13 protein-coding genes and 1 pseudogene are annotated in these 18,920 nt (G+C 75.8%); 9 read left to right on the plus strand and 5 right to left on the minus strand.

Translation table 11 applies throughout. From position 1 onward, the window contains the following. Positions 1–71 precede the first annotated feature (71 nt). The 8 genes from IE245_RS28400 to IE245_RS28435 all read left to right on the plus strand — a co-directional run bounded on the left by IE245_RS28400 (position 72) and on the right by IE245_RS28435 (position 9,514). On the plus strand, positions 72–1,229 hold the full coding sequence (locus tag IE245_RS28400; protein ID WP_229851591.1) for a DegT/DnrJ/EryC1/StrS family aminotransferase: 1,158 nt from the start codon (positions 72–74) through the stop codon (positions 1,227–1,229). Continuing rightward, on the plus strand, positions 1,226–2,401 hold the full coding sequence (locus IE245_RS28405; RefSeq protein ID WP_189952632.1) for a DegT/DnrJ/EryC1/StrS family aminotransferase: 1,176 nt from the start codon (positions 1,226–1,228) through the stop codon (positions 2,399–2,401). Before IE245_RS28400 ends, IE245_RS28405 begins: the two co-directional genes overlap by 4 nt. 58 nt (positions 2,402–2,459) lie before the next feature. Beyond that, the gene (locus IE245_RS28410; RefSeq protein WP_189952634.1) at positions 2,460–3,812 is read left to right on the plus strand and encodes a protoporphyrinogen/coproporphyrinogen oxidase; all 1,353 of its coding nucleotides are present in this window, start codon (positions 2,460–2,462) and stop codon (positions 3,810–3,812) included. After that, on the plus strand, positions 3,809–5,425 hold the full coding sequence (locus tag IE245_RS28415) for an AMP-binding protein (protein WP_189952636.1): 1,617 nt from the start codon (positions 3,809–3,811) through the stop codon (positions 5,423–5,425). The genes IE245_RS28410 and IE245_RS28415 overlap by 4 nt, the downstream gene beginning before the upstream one ends. A gap of 1 nt (position 5,426) precedes the next feature. Beyond that, positions 5,427–6,269 (plus strand): methyltransferase, encoded by an 843-nt coding sequence (locus IE245_RS28420; RefSeq protein ID WP_189952638.1) that lies wholly within the window; start codon positions 5,427–5,429, stop codon positions 6,267–6,269. Then, the gene (locus IE245_RS28425) at positions 6,266–7,249 is read left to right on the plus strand and encodes a UbiA family prenyltransferase (RefSeq protein WP_189952640.1); all 984 of its coding nucleotides are present in this window, start codon (positions 6,266–6,268) and stop codon (positions 7,247–7,249) included. Before IE245_RS28420 ends, IE245_RS28425 begins: the two co-directional genes overlap by 4 nt. Before the next feature lie 207 nt (positions 7,250–7,456). Beyond that, the gene (locus tag IE245_RS28430) at positions 7,457–7,660 is read left to right on the plus strand and encodes a cold-shock protein (protein WP_169093332.1); all 204 of its coding nucleotides are present in this window, start codon (positions 7,457–7,459) and stop codon (positions 7,658–7,660) included. 90 nt (positions 7,661–7,750) lie between these two features. Beyond that, positions 7,751–9,514, plus strand: coding sequence for a DEAD/DEAH box helicase (locus IE245_RS28435; protein WP_189952642.1), 1,764 nt, complete (start codon positions 7,751–7,753; stop codon positions 9,512–9,514). A gap of 73 nt (positions 9,515–9,587) precedes the next feature. On the opposite strand, the gene ligA is transcribed toward IE245_RS28435, so the two are convergent. The 3 genes from ligA to IE245_RS28450 are packed head-to-tail and all read right to left on the minus strand — an operon-like array spanning position 9,588 to position 13,478. Further along, complete coding sequence (ligA, locus tag IE245_RS28440) at positions 9,588–11,690, minus strand: NAD-dependent DNA ligase LigA (RefSeq protein WP_189952644.1); 2,103 nt, start codon at positions 11,688–11,690, stop codon at positions 9,588–9,590. A 58-nt stretch (positions 11,691–11,748) separates the two neighbouring features. Continuing rightward, positions 11,749–12,807, minus strand: coding sequence for a nucleotidyl transferase AbiEii/AbiGii toxin family protein (locus IE245_RS28445; protein ID WP_229851592.1), 1,059 nt, complete (start codon positions 12,805–12,807; stop codon positions 11,749–11,751). Continuing rightward, positions 12,804–13,478 carry a hypothetical protein gene (locus IE245_RS28450; protein WP_189952646.1) on the minus strand — a complete coding sequence of 225 codons (675 nt, stop codon included), beginning with the start codon at positions 13,476–13,478 and terminating at the stop codon, positions 12,804–12,806. The genes IE245_RS28445 and IE245_RS28450 overlap by 4 nt, the downstream gene beginning before the upstream one ends. Positions 13,479–13,562: 84 nt before the next feature. Here IE245_RS28450 and IE245_RS28455 point away from each other — a divergent pair, with 84 nt between their 5' ends. Then, positions 13,563–17,939 (plus strand): HEAT repeat domain-containing protein, encoded by a 4,377-nt coding sequence (locus tag IE245_RS28455; protein ID WP_189952648.1) that lies wholly within the window; start codon positions 13,563–13,565, stop codon positions 17,937–17,939. A 75-nt stretch (positions 17,940–18,014) separates the two neighbouring features. On the opposite strand, the gene IE245_RS28460 is transcribed toward IE245_RS28455, so the two are convergent. Together IE245_RS28460 and IE245_RS28465 are read right to left on the minus strand one after the other, a co-directional pair. Next, a complete protein-coding gene (locus IE245_RS28460; RefSeq protein WP_189952650.1) occupies positions 18,015–18,803 on the minus strand; it encodes an ABC transporter permease in 789 nt (262 codons plus the stop codon). After that, a pseudogene (locus IE245_RS28465) lies at positions 18,800–18,920 on the minus strand (ABC transporter); the annotation flags it as partial. The pseudogene IE245_RS28465 and the gene IE245_RS28460, both read right to left, overlap by 4 nt.

Below are 18,920 nucleotides of genomic sequence, written 5' to 3' on the forward strand. Positions count from 1 at the left end.
GTCCCTCTCGGGCCTTCTCCCCGGCCCTGGTTGACGCCGACGTCCCGTCGGCCGAGAAGAATTGTTTCCGCGTGACGCGAACCAGCATTCCCTTTTTCTCCCAGGCGAAGACGTTCGAAAAGATCTGGCCGGAACTGCGCGCCGGAGTGGACGAGATTTTCGCCGACGGCAAGTTCTCGCATTCCCGCCGGGTCGGCCGCCTGGAAGACGCCCTCGCGCGGTACACCGGCGCCCGCCACGTCATCGGCGTGAACAGCGGCACCGACGCCCTGGTGCTCCTCCTCCAGGCCTGCGGACTGCGCCCCGGGGACCGGGTCCTCGTCCCGACGTACTCCTTCGTGGCCACCGCCAGCGCCGTCGTCCTGGCCGGCGGCCGGCCCGTCTTCACGGACGTCGAACCGGACACCTACGCCATGAGCCCCGAGACGATCCGGGACGAGGACGCGGACGGCGCCCGGTTCCTGATGCCCGTCCACCTCTTCTCCCGGATGGCCGGCATGGCCGCCCTCTCCGCCTACGCCGCCGCCCGGGACCTCACGCTCCTGGAGGACAGCGCCGAAGGCATCGGCATGCGACAGGACGGCGTCCACGCCGGGCTGCACGGACGCGGCGGCGTGCTCTCCTTCTTCCCCAGCAAGACCCTCGGCGCGCTCGGCGACGCCGGCGCCGTCCTCACCGACGACCCGGAGCTCGCCGAGCACGTGGCCGCCCTCCGCCACCACGGCCGCACCGGCCGCACCCTCGCCCACTTCCCCGGCATCTCCAACGAGACCGTGCACATCGGCCACAACAGCAAGATGGACGACCTCCAGGCCGCCGTCCTCCTCGCCAAACTCACCGTCCTCGACGACGACGTCCGCCGCCGCGCCGCCCTGGCCCGCCGCTACGACGAAGGCCTGCGCGACACGCCCGGCATCATCCGGCTGCCCGCCGTCACCGGCGCCCCCGACGAGGTCTTCTACGTCTACCTGATCGAGACCGAACGGCGCGACGCGCTCGTCGCCCACCTCCAGGAGCAGGGCATCGGCACCGAGACGTACTACCCGCGCCCGCTCCACCTCCAGCCCTGCTTCGCCGGACTCGGCCACCGGCCCGGCGACTTCCCCGTCGCCGAGGCCGCCGCCCGCGCCGCCGTCGCCCTGCCCCTCCACGCCGATCTCACCGAGGCGGAGGTGGACCGGGTCTGCGCGGCCGTCCACGCGTTCCACACCGGGAAGGTGCCCGCATGACCACCACCAGCGACCGGCCCGCCGAGCCGACCGCCGCCCCCGGCGACCGCGTCCCCTTCTTCCCGCCCGACCTCTTCCACGAGGACCGCGACACCCTGCTGCGGCTCCTGTACGAGATCGGCACCGGCGCCGACCAGAAGTTCATCCTCGGCGACCGCACCCGCCGCTTCGAGGACGCCCTGCGCGAACGGCTCGGCGCCGCCGACGTCGTCGCCTGCTCCAGCGGCACCTCCGCCCTCCAGCTGATCCTCACCGCCCTCGGCATCGGCGCCGGCGACGAGGTCGTCGTCCCGGCCTTCGGCTGCGCCCCGCTCGCCGCCGCCGTCCTCCACACCGGCGCCGTCCCCGTCTTCGGCGACATCGACCCCCGCACCCTCACCCTCGACCCGGCCGACGCCGAGACCCGCATCACCGGACGCACCAAGGCCCTGATGCCGGCCCACATGTTCTCCGTCATGGCCGACATGCCCCGCTTCACCGCCCTCGCCGCCGAGCACGGCCTGCGGCTCGTCGAGGACTCCGCCGTCGCCCAGGGCGCCGTCCTCGACGGCACCCCCGCCGGACTGTGGGGCGACGCCGGGCTCTACTCCTTCGTCCAGGTCAAGTCCTTCGGCATGCCCGGCGAGGGCGGCGCCGTCGTCACCCGCGACGAGGAGACCGGCCGCACCGTCCGCATGCTCCGCAACCACGGCCAGGACGGCGTCCACCGCTTCCTCCACCACCGGATCGGCGTCAACAGCCGCTTCGACGAGATCCAGGCCGCCTTCCAGCTCCACCGGCTCGCCGGCCTCGACGCCCGCCTGGAGCGGCGCGCCCGCATCGCCGCCCACTACACCGAACACCTCGCGGGACTGCCCGGCGTCACCACCCCGCCGCCCGGCACCGACGGCCGCTGCTACTACGTCTACACCCTGCTCGCCGACGACCGGGACGCCCTGCGCGACCACCTCTCCGCCGCGGGCGTCGACACCCACGTCTACTACCCGAGGACCCTCCCCGAGCAGACCGCCTTCGCGCCCGTCGCCGCCGCCCGCCCGGGCCCCGGCCTGCCGCACGCGGCCGACGCCGCCCGCCGCCACCTCTCCCTGCCCGTCCACCACCGGCTCACCGACGCCCAGGTCGAACGCGTCACCGACGCCGTCCGCGCCCACGTCCTGCGCGCCCGCCGGTGACCGCACCGCCCCGGACGGGCCGCGTCCCCCGCCCCCGCCCCGCACGGAGTACCCCCGCATGACCCCTGACCTCGACATCGCCGTCATCGGCTCCGGACTCGCCGGACTCGCCGCCGCCCACGAACTGCGCCGCAACGGCCACGAGGTGTGCGTCTTCGAGGCCGCCGACGCCCCCGGCGGCCGGATGCGCAGCGTCCGCCGCGACGGCTACCTCATCGACACCGGGGCCGAGCAGATCTCCGCCCAGGGCTACCGCGCCACCTGGCAGCTGATCCGCCGCGCCGGACTCACCCCCGACGACGTGCCCCGCATCGGCCGCCCCATGGCCGTGTGGCGCGGCGGCCGGCCCCACAACGGCGTCGGCGAACCCCGGGCCGTCCTCACCGGCGCCGGACTCGTGCCCGCCGCCCGGCCCTCCCTGGCCCGCTTCCTCGCCTGGAGCGGACGCCGCCGCGCCGAGATCGACCACGACCACCCCGAGACCACCCCGCTCGGCTCCGACACCATCGCCGACGCCGCCCGCGCCTACCACCCCGACCTCCACGACCACCTGCTCCAGCCGCTCTCCTCCGCCTTCTTCGGCTGGGACGCCGGACGCAGCGCCGCCGCACCCCTCGTCGGCCTGCTCCTCGCCGTCGGGCCCGTCTCCGCCTGGCGCACCTACCGGGGCGGCATGGACCTCCTCGCCACCCGCCTCGCCGCCGGACTCGACACCCGGTACGGCCACCGGGTCGACGAGGTCACCGACCACGGCGACCACGCCCGTCTCACCGTCGACGGCACCACCCTCACCGCCCGCGCCGTCGTCCTCGCCGTCCCCGCCCCGGTCGCCGTGAAGCTCACCGGCGGCCCCCACCCGGCCGACGCCGGCTACGTCGCCGCCTCCACCTTCCGGCCCATGTTCAAGGTCAGCTGCGCCCTCGACCGGCCCCTCGCCCCGCGCGGCGGCGGCTACGCCCTGCTCACCCCCGCCGTCGAGGAACCCCTGCTCTCCTGCGTCATCGCCGACCACCTCAAATGCGCCGACCGGGCCCCCGCCGGCGCCGGCCTGATCAGCCTCCTCGCCGCGCCGCGCCACCTCCCCGAACTCGCCGCGGCCACCGAGGAGGAAGCCGCCCGCCGGCTCACCACCGCCGCCGAACGGTACGTCCCCGGCCTCGGCGCCGCCCTCACCGCCGCCCACGTCCACCACTGGCCCGAGGCCATGCCCGAACTCACCCCCCGCGCACTCGCCGTCCGCGCCGCCTTCCTGCGCCGCCCGGCCCGCGCCGTCGAGTACGCCGGCGACTGGGTCGCCGCCCGGCCCTCCAGCGAGGGCGCCGCCCGCTCCGGAGCCCTCGCCGCGGCCCGCGTCCTCGCCCACCTCGCCCCGCACCGGGGCCGTACCGCCCGGCAGGAGACCGCCGCATGACCCCCCGCGACCTGGGCACCCTCTTCGACGAGCTCGCCGACGCCGGCACGCCCACCCGCGTCCACCTCGACCGCCCCTTCGACCTGGCCCCCTCGCCCACCGGTGACGGCGCCACCGAATGGACCGTCCCGGAACTCGCCCTGCTCGTCCGGGAGACCGCCGGCGCCCTCGCCGCCGCCGGAGCCGGACCCGGCGACCGCGTCGCCATCGTCAAGGCCAACCACTGGGACTACGACCTGATCGCCTGCGCCGCCGTCCGCGCCGGCGCCGTCCCCGTCAAGCTCTCCGACCGGCTCGCGCCCGAGGTCCTGCGCGTCCTCCTGGACCGCTGCGCCCCCGCCGTCCTCGTCACCGACGCCGACGTCCTGCGCCGCGACCCCGCCGCCGACCTCGCCAAGGCCGCCCGCACCACCGTCGTCCTCGGCTCCCGCGACGGGCTCCCCGACGGCACCGTCCACCTCGACGAGCTCGGCGGCCGGCCCGACCCCGGACCGCACCCCCGCGACGACGACGCCCCCCTCGTCGTCGTCCACACCAGCGGCACCACCGGCGTACCGAAACTCGTCGCCCACACCACCCGCACCCTCATCCACCACCTCGCCCGCTTCGAGACCCTGCCGACGCCCCGCATCGGCCTGCGCCGCGACGACAGCCTCTTCAACGCCAGCTCCTACGCCCACGGCCGCACCATCTGCTGGACCGCCGTCGCCCCCGTCCGCGGCCCCCGGCACATCTCGATCGACTCCCAGGGCCGGCCCGACACCGCCGACCTGCTGCTGCGCGCCCACCCGCCGACCGTCGTCGAGGCGCTGCCCTCCCACTACGTACGGCTCCGCCCGCTCACCCGCCGCCTGGACCAGCCCTTCCGGGACGTCCGCACCTACGTCAGCACCTACGACGCCGTGCACCCGCCGGTCATCCGCTCCTACCTCCAGGCCAGCACCCGCCGCCGGCCGCTGTGGATGCAGGGCTGGGGACAGAGCGAGACCGGACCACTGACCTTCGCCTTCCACACCCGCCGCTCCGTCGCCCGGGCCGCCGACGGCACCGCGACGACCGCGCGCGACCTCGGGCGCCCCGTCCCCCTCAAGACCCGCCTCAAGGCCGTCGACCCCGACACCTTCCTCCCCGTGCCCGCCGGTACTCCCGGGCTCATCCTGTGCCGCACCAAGGCGCTCGCCCCCGACTACCCCGGCGAATCGGAACGCTGGGCGGCCAAGGCGCACGGCCCCTGGTGGAACACCGGCGACATCGGGACGATCGCCCGCGACGGCAGCGTCCGGCTCCTCGACCGCGAGGTCGACCACCTCCCCGGCTTCAGCTGCCTCCAGGCCGAGGACATGCTGGAGGACCGGCTCCCCGAGGCCCTGGAGTGCGTCGTCCTCGCCCGGACCGGCGGCGCCGCACCGCTGCCCGTCGTCGTCACCGAGGACGGCACCCTCGACCCCGGGCACTGGAAGCGCGCCACGGACGGCCTCCCGCCGCTCGCCGAACCCGCCGTCGTCTCCTGGGACGAGGTCCCGCGCACCGCCACCGGCAAGGTCCGCCGCGCCGTCCTCCTCGAACGGCTCACCGGCAGCGCCGAGACCTGCGGCACCGGCCGCTGGACCTGAGATGACCGCGTCCCCGCCCGCCGTGCCCGGCGGCTACGTCTTCGACAACGACAGTCCGCACAGCGCCCGCCACCACGCCTCCCTCGAAGGCGCCCTCGACCCGCTCACGCTCGGCCACCTCCGGGAGGCCGGCGTGACGCCCGGCATGGACTGCCTGGAGATCGGCGCCGGCGCCGGCAGCGTCTCGTACGCCCTGCTCCGGCTGGTCACGCCCGGCGGCACCGTCACCGCCACCGACATCAAACCGGGCCGGATCGCACCGGCACCCGGACTGACCGTCCTCGCCCACGACGTCGTCACCGACCCGCTGCCCGAAGCGGCCTACGACCTCGTCGTCGCCCGCCTGGTCCTCCAGCACCTGCCCGGGCGGCAGGCCGTCCTGGCCCGGCTGGTCCGCGCGCTGCGACCCGGCGGACTCCTCCAGGTCGACGAGTTCGACGCCGGACACGAACCGTGCCTCCTCGCGCCCTCCCCGGAGGACGCCCGGCTCTACGAGCGCTTCACCACGGCCAAGACCGACCTGATGCGCGCGGCGGGCGGCGACCCCACCTGGGGCCGCCGGGCCCCCGCCGCCCTGCGCGAGGCGGGCCTCACCGGCCTCCGCATCCGGCCGCACGTCCTGGTGCGCGCCCCCGGCACGCCCGCGCTCGGCCTCCAGCTCCACCACCTCGCCCATCTCGCGCCCCGGCTCCTCGACGGGGGCTTCACCCCCGCCGAGCTCGACCGGCTCGGCGCGCTGATGCGCGACCCCGGGTTCGCCGCCGCGACCGGCGTCCTCTACTCCGTGCAGGGCCGCCGCCCCGCCCGTGCCCCCCTCTCCTGCCCACGCTCCGAGGCGACATGACAGACTCCGCGCTCACGACGACCACCGCGCCCGCCCCCGACGGGCCGGCCGCCCCCGCCGACAGCAGGCTCCGGACCTACGCGCGGCTCGGCAAGCTGGACGTCTACGACTACTACCTGGGCACCTTCATCGCCCTCTCCGCCGTCCTGCTGCCCGCCGGCGCGCTCACCGGGCGGACCGCCGCCCTCTTCGGCGTCTTCCTCGTCGGGCAGGTCTTCCTGCTCATGGCGATGACCGCCTTCGACGACGTCACGGGCTTCCGCGACGGCAGCGACATCACCAACTACGGCCCCGACCACCCGCTGCGCAACGTCCGGCGCAAGCCGCTGGTGGCGGGGGCGCTCACGGTGCCCGAGGCGCTGCGCTTCGCCTGGGCGAGCGCCGTCCTGGCCGCGCTGCTGTTCGGGGTGACCGCCGTCCTCGCCCCGCACCGGCCGGCCTGGACCACGATCGGGCTCGTCGTGCTCTGGGTGGTGACGCTCCAGTACTCGTACGGGGTCAAGCTCAGCTACCACGGCTTCCAGGAGCTCTACCTGGTCGCCCTCGGTTTCGCCCTGGTCATCCTGCCGTACGGCATGGTCACCGGGCAGGCCACCGGATTCCTGCTGGTCCAGGCCGTCCTCTTCGGCTTCGGCCCGCTGATGTTCGGCGTCTACTCGAACACCAACGACGTGGAGGGCGACCGCGCGGTGGGACGGCCCACCGTCGCGGCCCTGGTCTCGGAGCGCGGCAACGCCCGGTTCATCGGCGCGCTCTCCCTCGCCGAGTTCCTGACGATCGCCGTCGCGAGCCTCGTGGGCGTCGCCCCCTGGTGGTTCGTCCTGGTGATGCTGCCCGCCTCGCTGCTGCGGCTGCGCCAGTACCTGCTCGGCTTCCGGTCCGGCGACATCATGCGGGCCCGCCGCACCGGCTTCGCCGTGCACCGGCTCGGGGTCGTCCTGATGATCGCGGCGAACCTGCTGGCGGCCGTCACCGCCTGAGCCCCGGGACGAGAAGGCAGGGGAGGGGCGTGTGGCGTGTCGACGCGCCCCCCGAGCCGCGCGGGCCGGATCGTGCTACGGTGGACGTGTTGCAGTTGTGGTACCCATGAACCTATGTGCGCCTGACCGGAATGCTTTTCCGCGGGCGCATTATTAGTTTTTACCGGCATCTCCGGATGGGGCCTCTGCCTACAGAAGGAGAAGGTCATGGCACAGGGAACCGTGAAGTGGTTCAACGCGGAAAAGGGCTTCGGCTTCATCGAGCAGGACGGTGGCGGTCCGGACGTGTTCGCCCACTACTCGAACATCAACGCCTCCGGCTTCCGTGAGCTCCAGGAAGGCCAGCGCGTGACCTTCGACGTCACGCAGGGCCAGAAGGGCCCCCAGGCGGAGAACATCGTCCCCGCCTGATCGCCGGACACGTGTCCGTCGCCCGCCGGGGTTCGCACCTTCGTGGTGCGGACCCCGGTTTGTGCTGTTCGAAGAAAGGTAGAACCTTATATGTCCCGAAGGCCCCGGAAGTCGAGCAAGCGAGGCTCCGCTCCCCTCTCGGTTCCCTCCTCTGCTCCCTCCTCGGCCTCGGTCGGCGAGTTCCGCATGCCGGAGAGCGCGACGCCCGCCCTCCCGGCCGTGGACGAATTCGCCGCGCTGGACATGCCGGCGGGACTGCTCGCGACCCTCACCGCACAGGGCGTGACCACGCCCTTCCCGATCCAGGGCGCGACCCTGCCCGACTCGCTCGCCGGCCGTGACGTGCTGGCACGGGGGCGGACCGGCTCCGGCAAGACCCTCGCCTTCGGGCTCGCGCTGCTCGCCCGCACGGCCGGGCGGCGGGCCAAGTCCAGGGCGCCGCTCGCGCTGGTCCTGGTGCCCACCCGCGAGCTGGCGCAGCAGGTGACGGACTCCCTGGCCCCGTACGCGACCGCGGTGAACGTCCGGATGACCACCGTCGTCGGCGGCCTCTCGATCACCAAGCAGGCCGCCACGCTGAGGCGCGGCGTCGAGGTGGTCGTGGCGAGCCCCGGCCGGCTCAACGACCTCGTCGAGCGCGGCGACTGCGTCCTCGACGACGTCCGCATCACGGTCCTGGACGAGGCCGACCAGATGACCGACATGGGCTTCCTGCCGCAGATCACCAAGCTGATCAAGCAGGTGCGGGACGACGGGCAGCGGATGCTCTTCTCCGCCACCCTGGACAAGAACATCGACCAGCTGGTCAAGCGCTTCCTGACGGACCCCGTGGTGCACTCGGTCGACCCGTCGGCGGGCGCGGTCACCACGATGGAGCACCACGTGCTCCACGTGCAGGACGCGACCGACAAGAAGGCCGTCACCACCCGCATCGCGGCCCGTGACGGCCGGGTCATCCTCTTCCTCGACACCAAGCGGTCGGCGGACCGGCTCGCCAAGCGGCTGCTGTCCGTCGGCGTCCGGGCGGCGGCGCTGCACGGCGGCCGCAGCCAGCCGCAGCGCAACCGCACCCTGGAGCAGTTCAAGAACGGCCAGGTCACCGCGCTGGTGGCGACGAACGTCGCGGCCCGCGGCATCCACGTCGACGACCTCGACCTCGTCGTGAACGTCGACCCGCCGGGCGACCACAAGGACTACCTGCACCGCGGCGGCCGCACCGCCCGGGCCGGCGGCTCCGGCAGCGTCGTCACGCTGGTGCTGCCCGAGGAGAAGCACGAGGTCAGCAAGCTGATGCGGGACGCGGGCATCCAGCCCCGCACGACCCGCCTGAGGTCGAGCGACGAGGAGCTGACCGCCCTCACCGGCGCCCGCGAGCCGTCCGGTGTCGCCGTCACCATCGAGGTGCCCCAGCAGGCCGCCCCGGCGGCCTCCCGCCCCGCCCGCAAGCCGGCGGGCGAAGCCGGTACCCGTCCGCCGCGGCGGCGCCGTGGCGGGGGCGGCGGCGCCGGTGACGGTGCCGGTGCCGGAGCCCGTGGCGACGCGGGCACCCGTGGCGCCGGTGGCAAGGGTGGCGCCCGTGGCGCCCGTCGCACCGGTGACGGCGGCGACGTGAAGGCCGGCGCGGGCGCGGGTGGCCGTGGCGGCGCCGGTGGCGCGGGCGCCCGGGGCGGTGCCGGCGGTGGCGCCAAGACCGGCGGACGGGCCTCCGCCGGCGGCGGGCGGGGAACCGCTCGTCGTACGGGCTCCGGCGCGGCGGGCGCTGCCAAGGGCGACGCCCCCGCCACGTCCTCGGCGCGGGGCGGCGAGCGGCGGTCGCGCCGGCGCACGTCCGCGCAGGGTGGCGGAGCGGCGTAGGACCGACCCCGGGCCCCGGAGCCGGGCGGACACGGCGGAGGAGCCGTGTCCCCGGGTCCGGGCGCACGGGCCGTCAGGGCAGGTAGTCGGCCACGAGCTCGGCGAAGGCCTCCGGGGTGAGGACCTCGACGCCGAGCTTCTCGGCGGCCACCGCCTTCGAACTGGGCTTGCCCGTGGGGGAGGGGGCGGCGACGAGGTAGCTCGTCCTCCCGTTGACGCCGCTGCCCGCCCGGCCGCCGGCCCGTTCGACGAGTTCGTTCATCTGCGAGCGGCCGAAGCCGTCGAGCCGGCCGGTCATCTTTCCGGTGACCACGACGGTCTTGCCGGCGAGGGGGCCCGCGGCGGGCGCGGATCCGTCGGCGTCCGCCGCGTCCGCCTCGCCGACCGCCGGGAGCCCGGGCCGCTGGGGTTCCGTCATGTTCACGCCCGCCGCGATCAGTTTGTCGACGACGGGGGCGAGCGCCGCCAGTTCGGCGACGACCACGGGGGCCTTCTCCGGGCCGATGCCCTCCACGGCCAGCAGGTCCTCGGCGCTCGCGGCGCGGATCGCCTCCATCGTGCCGAAGTGGGCGGCGAGCCGCCGCGACATGCGGCGGCCGGTGCCCCGGATGCCGAGGGCGCAGAAGACCCGGCTCAGCGGGCGGCTGCGGGCCAGCTCGAACTGCTCGGCGAGCTTCGCGCCGCGCCGGGCGCTGCCGGAGGCGACCGTCAGCTGTTCCTCGGTGAGGGTGAACAGGTCGGCCACGTCGGTGACCAGACCGGCGTCGATCAGCGCCTTGACGTAGGTCCTGCCGAGGCCGTCGATGTCGAGGACGTCGCGCCCGGCGGCGTACTCGACGAGCGGGGCGAGCGCGCAACCGGCGCCCTTCGCGCACCGCCAGCGCTCCTGGCTCTTGTCGATGTCGCCGTCGCAGTTCGGGCACGCGGCCGGCAGCGGGACCGGCACGGCGTCCTCGGGGCGCAGTCCGGCCACCGGTGCCTGCACGCGCGGGATGATGTCGCCGGCCTTGTACACGGTCACGGTGTCACCGAGGTGGAGGTCGCGGCGGGTGATGTCCGCGGGGTTGTGGAGGGTGGCGCGGGAGACCGTGGAGCCGTCGATCTCGACCGCGTCGAGGACGGCGGTCGGCGCGAGCACGCCCGTGCGGCCCACCTCCCACACGACGTCCCGCAGCACCGTCTGCCGCTCGACCGCCGACAGCTTGTACGCGACGGCCCAGTACGGGAAGCGGCTGCCGAGCCCCGCCTCGGCCTGCTCGGCCGCGCTGTTCGCCTTCACGACGACGCCGTCGATGCCGAAGGGGAGACCGGCGCGCAGCGCGCCGATCGCGTCCACCCGGGCCTGCGCCTCGGCGACGGTGGCGACCACGTGCAGCCCGGCGGGCGTGTCGGCCGTCGTCCGGACGCCGGCCGCGGCGACCGCCGCCAGCACCTCGGCGTGCGTCGCCCCCACCGGAAGAAACGATCCGCCGTCCAGGTCCACGGCGCCGTACGCCCAGAACGCCATCTCCAGGCGGTACGGCCGGTCCTTGGCCCGCAGCGTCCCCGCCACCGCGTTCCGCGGGTTCGCGAACGGCGCGCCGCCGTGCGCCGCGCGCACCCGCTGCGCCGTCTCGAACTGCTCGTGCGTGAAGAGGACTTCGCCCCGCACCTCGAACGTCACCGGCTCCGCCAGCCGCTCGGGCAGCCCGACGACCGAACCCACCACGTGGCTGACGTCCTCGCCGTGCGTGCCGTCGCCGCGCGTGACGACCCGCACCAGCCGCCCGTCCCGGTACCGGGCCGCGACCGCCGCGCCGTCCAGCTTCGGCTCGACGGTGAACCCGCCCTCGACCGGCCGGCCGAGCCGCCGCTGGAGCGAGGCGTCCCACGCGACCAGCTGCTCCGGTCCGAACGCGTTGTCCAGGCTCAGCAACGGAGTGGTGTGCGCGACGTCGCCCTCCGGCGCGGCCCCGTCCGCGACGAGCCCGGTCGGCGAACCGGACACCTCGTCCGGGTGCGCCGCCTCCCAGGCCAGCACGGCCAGCCGCAGCGCGTCGTACGAGGCGTCGTCCAGCGGGCTGTTCTCGCCCGCGTAGTAGGCACCGGACGCGGCGCGCAGCCGGTCGAGCGCGTCCTCGTAGGCGGCGGAGCTGGACAGGACAAGGTGCGCCTCAGCGGCGGGGATCGCGGTCATGGACCCATCTTGTCGGGAGGGTCTGACAACGCCCCTCCGGCGCCGGGCCGGGGCCCGGTCAGGAGGCGAACGTCGGGGCCAGCGCCGCCACCAGGCGGGTCGTCAGCTCCTCCCGGAGGGAGGAGCCCGAGGCGGCCCCGGTGCCTCCGTGGTCGTCGGGGAAGGCCGACCAGTCGACCTCGCGGGCGGCCCGTTCGAACACGGCGAGGTCGAGCGGCACGCCGACGCCCAGCGGCCACTCGTCGGCCCCGTCGATGACGGTCTCCAGGAGCGGGAGGGGCAGGGTGCAGCTCTCGGCGAGGAGGACGGCGTCGTACAGGTCCTTGGCCTGCGGATACATGTCGCAGCTCAGCCAGAGCAGCTTCCACGCCAGCGACAGTTCGCGGTCCGCCGCCCGCACGCGCACGCCGGCGACGTCCGCCGGCCGCGGCGCGGTCGGCAGGCGCTCGTGGAAGACGAAGTCGAGCTGCACCTGCCCGCCGGGCAGGCCGGGCGCGCTCCACGGCAGCACGAGGCGGTGGCCGGGGACCCGTTCGTACGTCCAGATGTACTCGGTCACGGCGCCGGCGTCGTCGATCACCAGGTCCAGGTCGAGCGCGCGGGCGAGCCGGTCGGCGGACCGGGCGATGTCGTCGAGCATGGTCCTGGTGCGGGGCTCCTCGATGCGCCAGGTCTCGGGGACGACGACGAAGTCGATGTCCTTGGGCGGCCGGGCGGCCTCCCCGAACCACGCCGACATCAGCATGCTGCCCCGCAGCACCAGCGAGTCCGCCCACGCCGAGCCCGCGACCGCCGCCAGCACCAGGTCGAGCGCGGAGCGGCGGGCCGCCTGCCAGCGGACGCGCAGCTCCGGGTCCTCGATGACGTCGTCCGTGGGACGGAAGGCGTCCCGGAAGTGCTTCAGGGCGGGGTCGAAGGCGCGGTGCCGGACGGCCGCCGTCCCGACGCCGGCGGTCAGCGTGCTCGGGTGCCCGTTGGTGCGCCGCCGGTACTCGGCGGTCGGCTCACCGGCCGTGCCGGGGCCGTCCGGGACGGGATCGATCCACGTCGTGCCGCCGCCGGTGCCGTTCGTGCCGTCGCTGTGCGTGTCGTCGTCGTTCATGCCGTCGTCGTTCATGCCGTCTCCTCCGGGGTGTCGGCGCGGTCCGTGGCGCCGGTGTCGTCGCCGGGTTCCAGCCAGCCCGCGTCCACCGTGAGGTCGCTGTCGTGGAGGACCCGTTCGCGCTCCTCGCCGACCACGTCGTATCCGGCGGCGCGCAGGTCCGCGAGGAGGGCGTCGCAGGCGCGGAGCGCGTCGGGCGCCGGTCCGGGGTGCCGCTGCGTCACGAAGCGTTCGTGGCGGCCCTCCGGGCCGGGCAGGGCGCGCCGGGCGTTCCAGGAGACGTGGGCCCCGTGGGGGACGACGAGCGCTTCGAGCGCGGCGCGGTCGTACGGGGACGGCAGCGCCAGCTTGAGGTGGTGCTCGTGGTAGCCGCCGCCCGGCCCGACCGGCTCCGTGCTCCACGGCACGGTCTCCACCTTGACCCGCACCGGCTCGAAACCGTCCGCCCGCAGCGCGGCCACCAGCGACGGGTGCCCCGACCGGTCGGGGAGGGTGAGCATCGGCTGGACGGGCGTCCGGCCCCGGGCGAGCACGATCGTGGTGAGCTTCAGGCCCCGGCGCGCCGCCCACGCCTCCAGACGGGCCAGTTCGGCCCGGGTCGTGCAGCGGAGGGTCACGTGCGTCTCGTACGGCCCCTGCGCGCCGGCGGATCCGTCGCCCTCGGGGGCCTTGTCTTTCGGGTGCACGTTCGAGCCTTTCTGCCTGCGGGGTGAGTGTGCCAGACGGGCCGCCGTCCCCTCATCCGGTTTCCCGGACCGTACGATCCCGGGGTGCGTCCCACGTCGAACCCGCAGGCGGGCCCGTGCCCGAAGCAGCCCGGACCCGTCCCGGCGAGCCCGGAGGCGGCGCTCGCCCTGGCCTCCGCCGGGGTGCCTCCGCCGGGCTGGCGGGAGTGGCCGGACGACGTGCTCGCGCCGTCCGTGCGGGTGGCGCTGGTGCGGGCGGAGCTGGTACGGGACCCCGCGGCGGTGCTCGGCCACGAGGAACGCGGAGAGGTGCTGTACCAGGCGGTCCGGGGCGTCCACGCGCGCGTGGAGACGGCCGGGGCCGAACGGGCGCCGCACGCGGGCGTGCCCGCGCGCGTGGCGGAGCTCGTCGGCGCACTGGCACACGCCGGGGACGCCGTGCTGGAGGGGGAGGCGCTGAGGCTGGCCCAGGAGGGGCTCCGCGGGGGTGGGCTCGCGCCCGGCTTCGTGCGCGAGATCCTGACCGGGCTGCTGGACTCGTCCGCCCCGGCCGTGGTGCGGGACGCGCTGCGCGAACTCACCGAGCCCTGGGCGGCCTTCGAGCCGCTGCCGCGGGCCCGGCCGGCCGGTTTGCTCGCGGCGTCCGGGCGGCCCGGGTCTCCCGGGGCGCCCGGGGTGTCCGGGGCGGTCGAGTCGTCCGGGGCGTCGGGATCGGTCGAGTCGTCCGGAGCGTCCGGGTCGGTCGAGTCGTCCAGAGCGCCTGGGCCGGTCGAGCGGTCCGTGCCGGCCGGGCAGCGGATGTCGGCCGCGGTCGTCGAGGCGGCGCTCGCCGCCGCTGCCGCCCACGGGCACGGAGACCTGCTCCGGTGGGTGGCCTCGGACGCGGACCGGATGCCGCCACGGATACGGAGACGCGCACTGGCCCTGTACGGCGAGCAGGCGCGGCGGGAGGACGTGACCGCCGTCCTGGATCTCGCCGGGACGGACCCGCTGCTGCTCGCCGGACCCGCGGTGGACTGCCTGCGGGCGATGCACCGGCGCGGCCACTTCGTCTCCGACGCGGACGTGCCGGCCGTACTGGCCCTCGCGCTCGCCGATCACACCGTTCCGGCGGAGGCCGTCGCGACGGTGCTCTTCACCGCACGGCACGCACTGCTGCGCCTGCTCGTCGACGCACCCCCGGACGACCCGGCGTGGCCGCGTCGGCTCGGCCTGCTCGTCGCGCTCGACGGGCAGGGGGCCGGGGGCCTGCCGGTCGCCGGGGAGGTCGCGCGCCTGCTGTCGCGCGCGCAGACACCGGGGCCGTTCATGAGCGCCTTGCGCGTCCTGCGCGACCCCGGCACCGAGGACGCCGTCCTCGAAGCCCTCCCGTACGCCCCCGCCGACGCGCTCGACGCGCTGGAGGCCGTGGGCGGCGAGCGGACGGTCCGCGTCCTGGGCGCGGGCCTCGGCCTCGACGCGGTCGTCCCGGATGACGCTCCGGCGCCTGAACCCGCGCGCGTCGAGCGGGCGTTGCGAGGGCATCGGAAGCGCGCCCTGGAACTCGTCTGGCTGCTGAACGACGACCCCGAGGTGCGGCGGCAGCTCCTCGCGCGGGTCGACGCTGCCGAGCTGCCCGCCCGGATGGCCGCCGACCTCGGCGGACCCGACGAGCGCGAACTCGCCCTCCTCGCCGCCCACCTGGACCCGGAACGTCCCGTCGCCGCCCTCGAACGCCTCGCCGCGCACGCCGGCCCGGGCCTCCTGCCCGTCCTCGCCGACCTGCTGCTCCGGATCGCCGGGGAGGCGGCCGCCGCCTGGGAGCCCGGAGGCGCGGGACCCGTGCCCGAGGCGGAACCGGTGGTGCCGGAGGCGGCCGTGAACGCGCTGAGTTCCCTGGGGCGCCGGCTGCGGGAGCGCGGCCGGATCCGCCCGGTCTGCCTCCTGGACGTGCTCCCTGACGAGGCCGGCCCGGCGCTCGTCACGGACGTCGTCCTCGGACTGCTCGACCGGCCCGGACTCACGCCGGGCGAACAGGCCGTCCTGCTCCGGGTGCTGCTCGACCTCCCGCGGGCCCCGCACCGCACGATCCGGCGCCGCGTGCACCCCCTCCTGCGCCACCCCGACCGGCACGTGCGCAAGCACGTCGTCGCCCTCCTCGCCCGCGACGCCACGGGCGACGGCGTCGCGGCCGTGTCGGCGACGCTCCTCGCGCTCACCGGCCCCGACCGGGATCCGCAGACCGTGCGCCAGACCCTGAGCGCCCTCGGCGACGCCGGGGCCCGCTGGGCGTCGGACGCGATCGCCGGCTGCCTCGCCCACCCCGCCATGAACGTCCGCAAGACCGCCGCCCGCGCCCTCGCCACCGCCGGCACGCCCCGGGCCGTCCCCGCCCTGCTCGACCGGCTGGCCCGCGACGACAACCCCGGTCTGCGGGCCCACCTCCTCGACGCCCTGCGCGCCCTCCTCGGCGACACCCTCACCGCCACGGTCACCGAGGCGGCCGCCCGCGCCACCGAGGCCCCCGCCCGCGCCCGCCTGCTCGCCGCGCTCGCCCCCGCGCCCGGGCCGGGCCGGGACGAGACCGACCTGCGCCACCTCACGGAGTGCGGCTGGGACCCGGCCGCCGCCCTGCGCCTCGCCGCGTCCCGGCCGCGCGCGGTGCCGCTCGGCGCGACGCGCCCCCACCTCTCCGACTGGCTGGAGCTCGCCGCGACCACGGACGGGGCCCGTCGGGCCGTCCTGGCCGTGCTGCCGACGGAGGTCTGTCCGGCACCGTGGACGGTTCCCGAGCGCGCGGCGCTCGCCCGTCACGTCACGGTCCTCCTCGACGGCCTCGCGGAGGCGGAGGGGGAGGTGCGGGACGGGCTCCTCGCCCTCCTGGAGTCCGTCGCCGACCGCGTCGCCGACCGTGCCGAAGTCATCGCCGCGGTACGGGCGTCGTCCGTGCGGCGCCCGGGCCGGCGCTCCGCGCTGCCCCTGCTCCGGCTCGCCGGCGCGGTCGTCGTACGCGCCGATCTCGACCGCGAACTCGCCTGCGCCGCCCTCGGCCCCGACTCGTCGGCCGCGGGCACGCGGGCGCTGCGGGAGGCGTTCGGCGTGGCGGCCGGCGAGGCCGCGCGCGCGACCTGGTACGACGAACTCGCGGTCGCCGCACGGAGCCCGCGCACCCTGGCCGACCACCGGAAGCACCCGCGTCCGGTGGGGTCACGCGCGCTGCTGGCCGCCCTGGTGGAGGTGTGGGCCGGGGCGGCGCAGGACGTACGGACGGCGCTGGTCGACTGGATGACGGACCTCCAGCCGCTCGACGCCCCGCCGTGGAACCTGGCGGAGCCCGAGCCCGCGGCGGCGCCGCGCGCGGACCCGGACGAGCCCCGTTCCGCCGCGCGGCGGGACCGGTTGTTCGCCCTCCTCGACTCCGGCGACCCGAAGCGGCGGAACGCGGCCGCGCCCGCCCTCCTCGCCTGGCCCGAACCGGCGCCGCGCGCCGCCGTGCTGGCCGCGTACCTGCGCGGCCGGGTCGACGAGCCGGCGGCCCACGACGCGCGCACCGCCCTGACGACGGCCCTGACGGAGGCGCGCCCCGAGTCCCTGCGCGACCCGGAGCTCCGGCCCGACCGGGTCGCCCGGCTCGCCGCCGCCGTCCGTGACGAACGGCGGCTCGCGGCCCTGCTGCCCCTCCTCCTGGACCTGTGGCGGCACGGGCCGGCGGAGGCGCGGTCCGACGCGTACACCGCACTGCGCCGGCTCGACGGCGACGCCCTGGCGGGCCGTCTGGAGGGCCGGCTCGTCGCGGGGGAGACGGGGCTGCTCGAACTGCTCACCGGCCGCCGCCTCCGGCGCACGCCCCTCCTGGCCCGGCTGGCCGACCGGCACCCGGAGGCCGGGCTCGTCCTCGTCGACGGCCCGCCGTACGGCCCGGAGGCCGCCGAACGGCAGGCAGCGGCGCTCCGCGCCCTGCGCGCCCGCGCCACCGCTCCCGTGCGGGACGGGTCCTCCCTCCCGTACGAGGAGCTGGTCGTCCTGCTGCGGTCGCCGGAGCCCCGGCGGGTCCGTCGCGCGCTGGCCGCTCTGGCCGAGCAGCCGGTGGACGTGGAACCGACGCTCCTGGAAGGCGAGTTGCGCGTGCTGCTGGCGCACCGCGAGACGGGCGTGCGCCTCCACGCGCACCGGGTCGCGCGGGCGCTGCTCGACCGGGACGCGTATCTGCGGCTGACCGAGGTGCTGCTCGGCGACGCGCGGCCCGACGTGGTGCGCGGTGCGATCCGCGTCCTGTCGCGGGCGCGCCGGGGGACGGCGGTCCCGGAGTTCGTCGCCCTGCTCGACCACGGCCGGGAGACCGTACGGCGCACGGCGGAGGCGGCCGTCCTGCACGCGGGCCCGGAAGCGGTGCCGCCCCTGCGGAAGGCCGCCGCCCGTGCCCGCCCCGACCGCCGGGCCGTGTACGAGACGCTGCTGGCGCGCATCGCGGACCAGCGGTGACCTGACGCGGCACGCGCGGGGGCGGCGTACGCCGACGGGTGTCGGGTACGCCGCCCGAGGGGGGCTCGGGGCCGGCTAGCGGGCGCCGCGGTCGAAGGCGGACTTCGACCAGAGGTAGCCGAGGACGGTGAGGCCGGCGCACCAGGCGAGGGCGATCCAGGCGCTGTTGCCGATTTCGGTGCCGAGGAGGAGGCCGCGGAGGGTCTCGATGGCGGGGGTGAAGGGCTGGTACGCGGCGATCGGCTGGAACCAGCCCGGCATCGAGTCGATCGGGACGAACGCGCTGGAGATCAGCGGGAGGACGACCAGCGGGAGGGCGTTGTTGGAGGCGGCCTCGGCGTTGGGGGAGACCAGGCCCATCCCGACGGCGATCCACGTCAGGGCGAAGGCGATCAGGATCGTCATGCCGAAGGCGGCGAGCCATTCGAGGGCGGTGGCGCCGGTGGAGCGGAAGCCGATGGCGACGGCGACCGCGCCGACGAGGAGCACGCTCATCACGCACTGGAGGACGCTGCCGACGACGTGCCCCACGAGGATCGACGGCCGGTGGATGGCCATCGTGCGGAAGCGGGCGATGATGCCCTCGGTCATGTCGTTGGAGACGGAGACCGCCGTCCCCACGACCGTGCCGCCGACGGTCATCATCAGGATGCCGGGCACCAGGTAGGCGATGTACGCGGACCGGTCCGCGCCGCCGCCCATGCCGGCGCTCATCACGTCTCCGAAGACGTAGACGAAGAGCAGCAGCATCATCACCGGGGTGAGGAGGAGGTTGAGGGTGAGGGAGGGGTAGCGGCGGGCGTGCAGGAGGTTCCGCCGGAGCATCGTGGACGAGTCGCGGGCGGCGAGGGAGAAGGCGCTCATCGGGCGGGCTCCTGGTTCTGGGCCGTCGGGGCGGGGGAGGGGGTGGCGGTCGAGTCGGTGAGGGCGAAGAAGACGTCGTCCAGGTCCGGGGTGTGGACGGTGAGTTCGTCCGCCTCG

Source organism: Streptomyces roseolus (assembly GCF_014649855.1).
Classification (GTDB): domain Bacteria; phylum Actinomycetota; class Actinomycetes; order Streptomycetales; family Streptomycetaceae; genus Streptomyces; species Streptomyces roseolus.

Excerpts from the sequence above, each read along its gene's own strand:
- IE245_RS28460 (WP_189952650.1), bottom strand. The coding sequence starts at position 18,803 with ATGAGCGCCTTCTCCCTCGCCGCCCGCGACTCGTCCACGATGCTCCGG.
- IE245_RS28430 (WP_169093332.1), top strand. The coding sequence starts at position 7,457 with ATGGCACAGGGAACCGTGAAGTGGTTCAACGCGGAAAAGGGCTTCGGC.
- IE245_RS28410 (WP_189952634.1), top strand. The coding sequence starts at position 2,460 with ATGACCCCTGACCTCGACATCGCCGTCATCGGCTCCGGACTCGCCGGA.
- IE245_RS28445 (WP_229851592.1), bottom strand. The coding sequence starts at position 12,807 with ATGAACGACGACGGCATGAACGACGACGACACGCACAGCGACGGCACG.
- IE245_RS28415 (WP_189952636.1), top strand. The coding sequence starts at position 3,809 with ATGACCCCCCGCGACCTGGGCACCCTCTTCGACGAGCTCGCCGACGCC.
- ligA (WP_189952644.1), bottom strand. The coding sequence starts at position 11,690 with ATGACCGCGATCCCCGCCGCTGAGGCGCACCTTGTCCTGTCCAGCTCC.
- IE245_RS28435 (WP_189952642.1), top strand. The coding sequence starts at position 7,751 with ATGTCCCGAAGGCCCCGGAAGTCGAGCAAGCGAGGCTCCGCTCCCCTC.
- IE245_RS28420 (WP_189952638.1), top strand. The coding sequence starts at position 5,427 with ATGACCGCGTCCCCGCCCGCCGTGCCCGGCGGCTACGTCTTCGACAAC.
- IE245_RS28405 (WP_189952632.1), top strand. The coding sequence starts at position 1,226 with ATGACCACCACCAGCGACCGGCCCGCCGAGCCGACCGCCGCCCCCGGC.
- IE245_RS28425 (WP_189952640.1), top strand. The coding sequence starts at position 6,266 with ATGACAGACTCCGCGCTCACGACGACCACCGCGCCCGCCCCCGACGGG.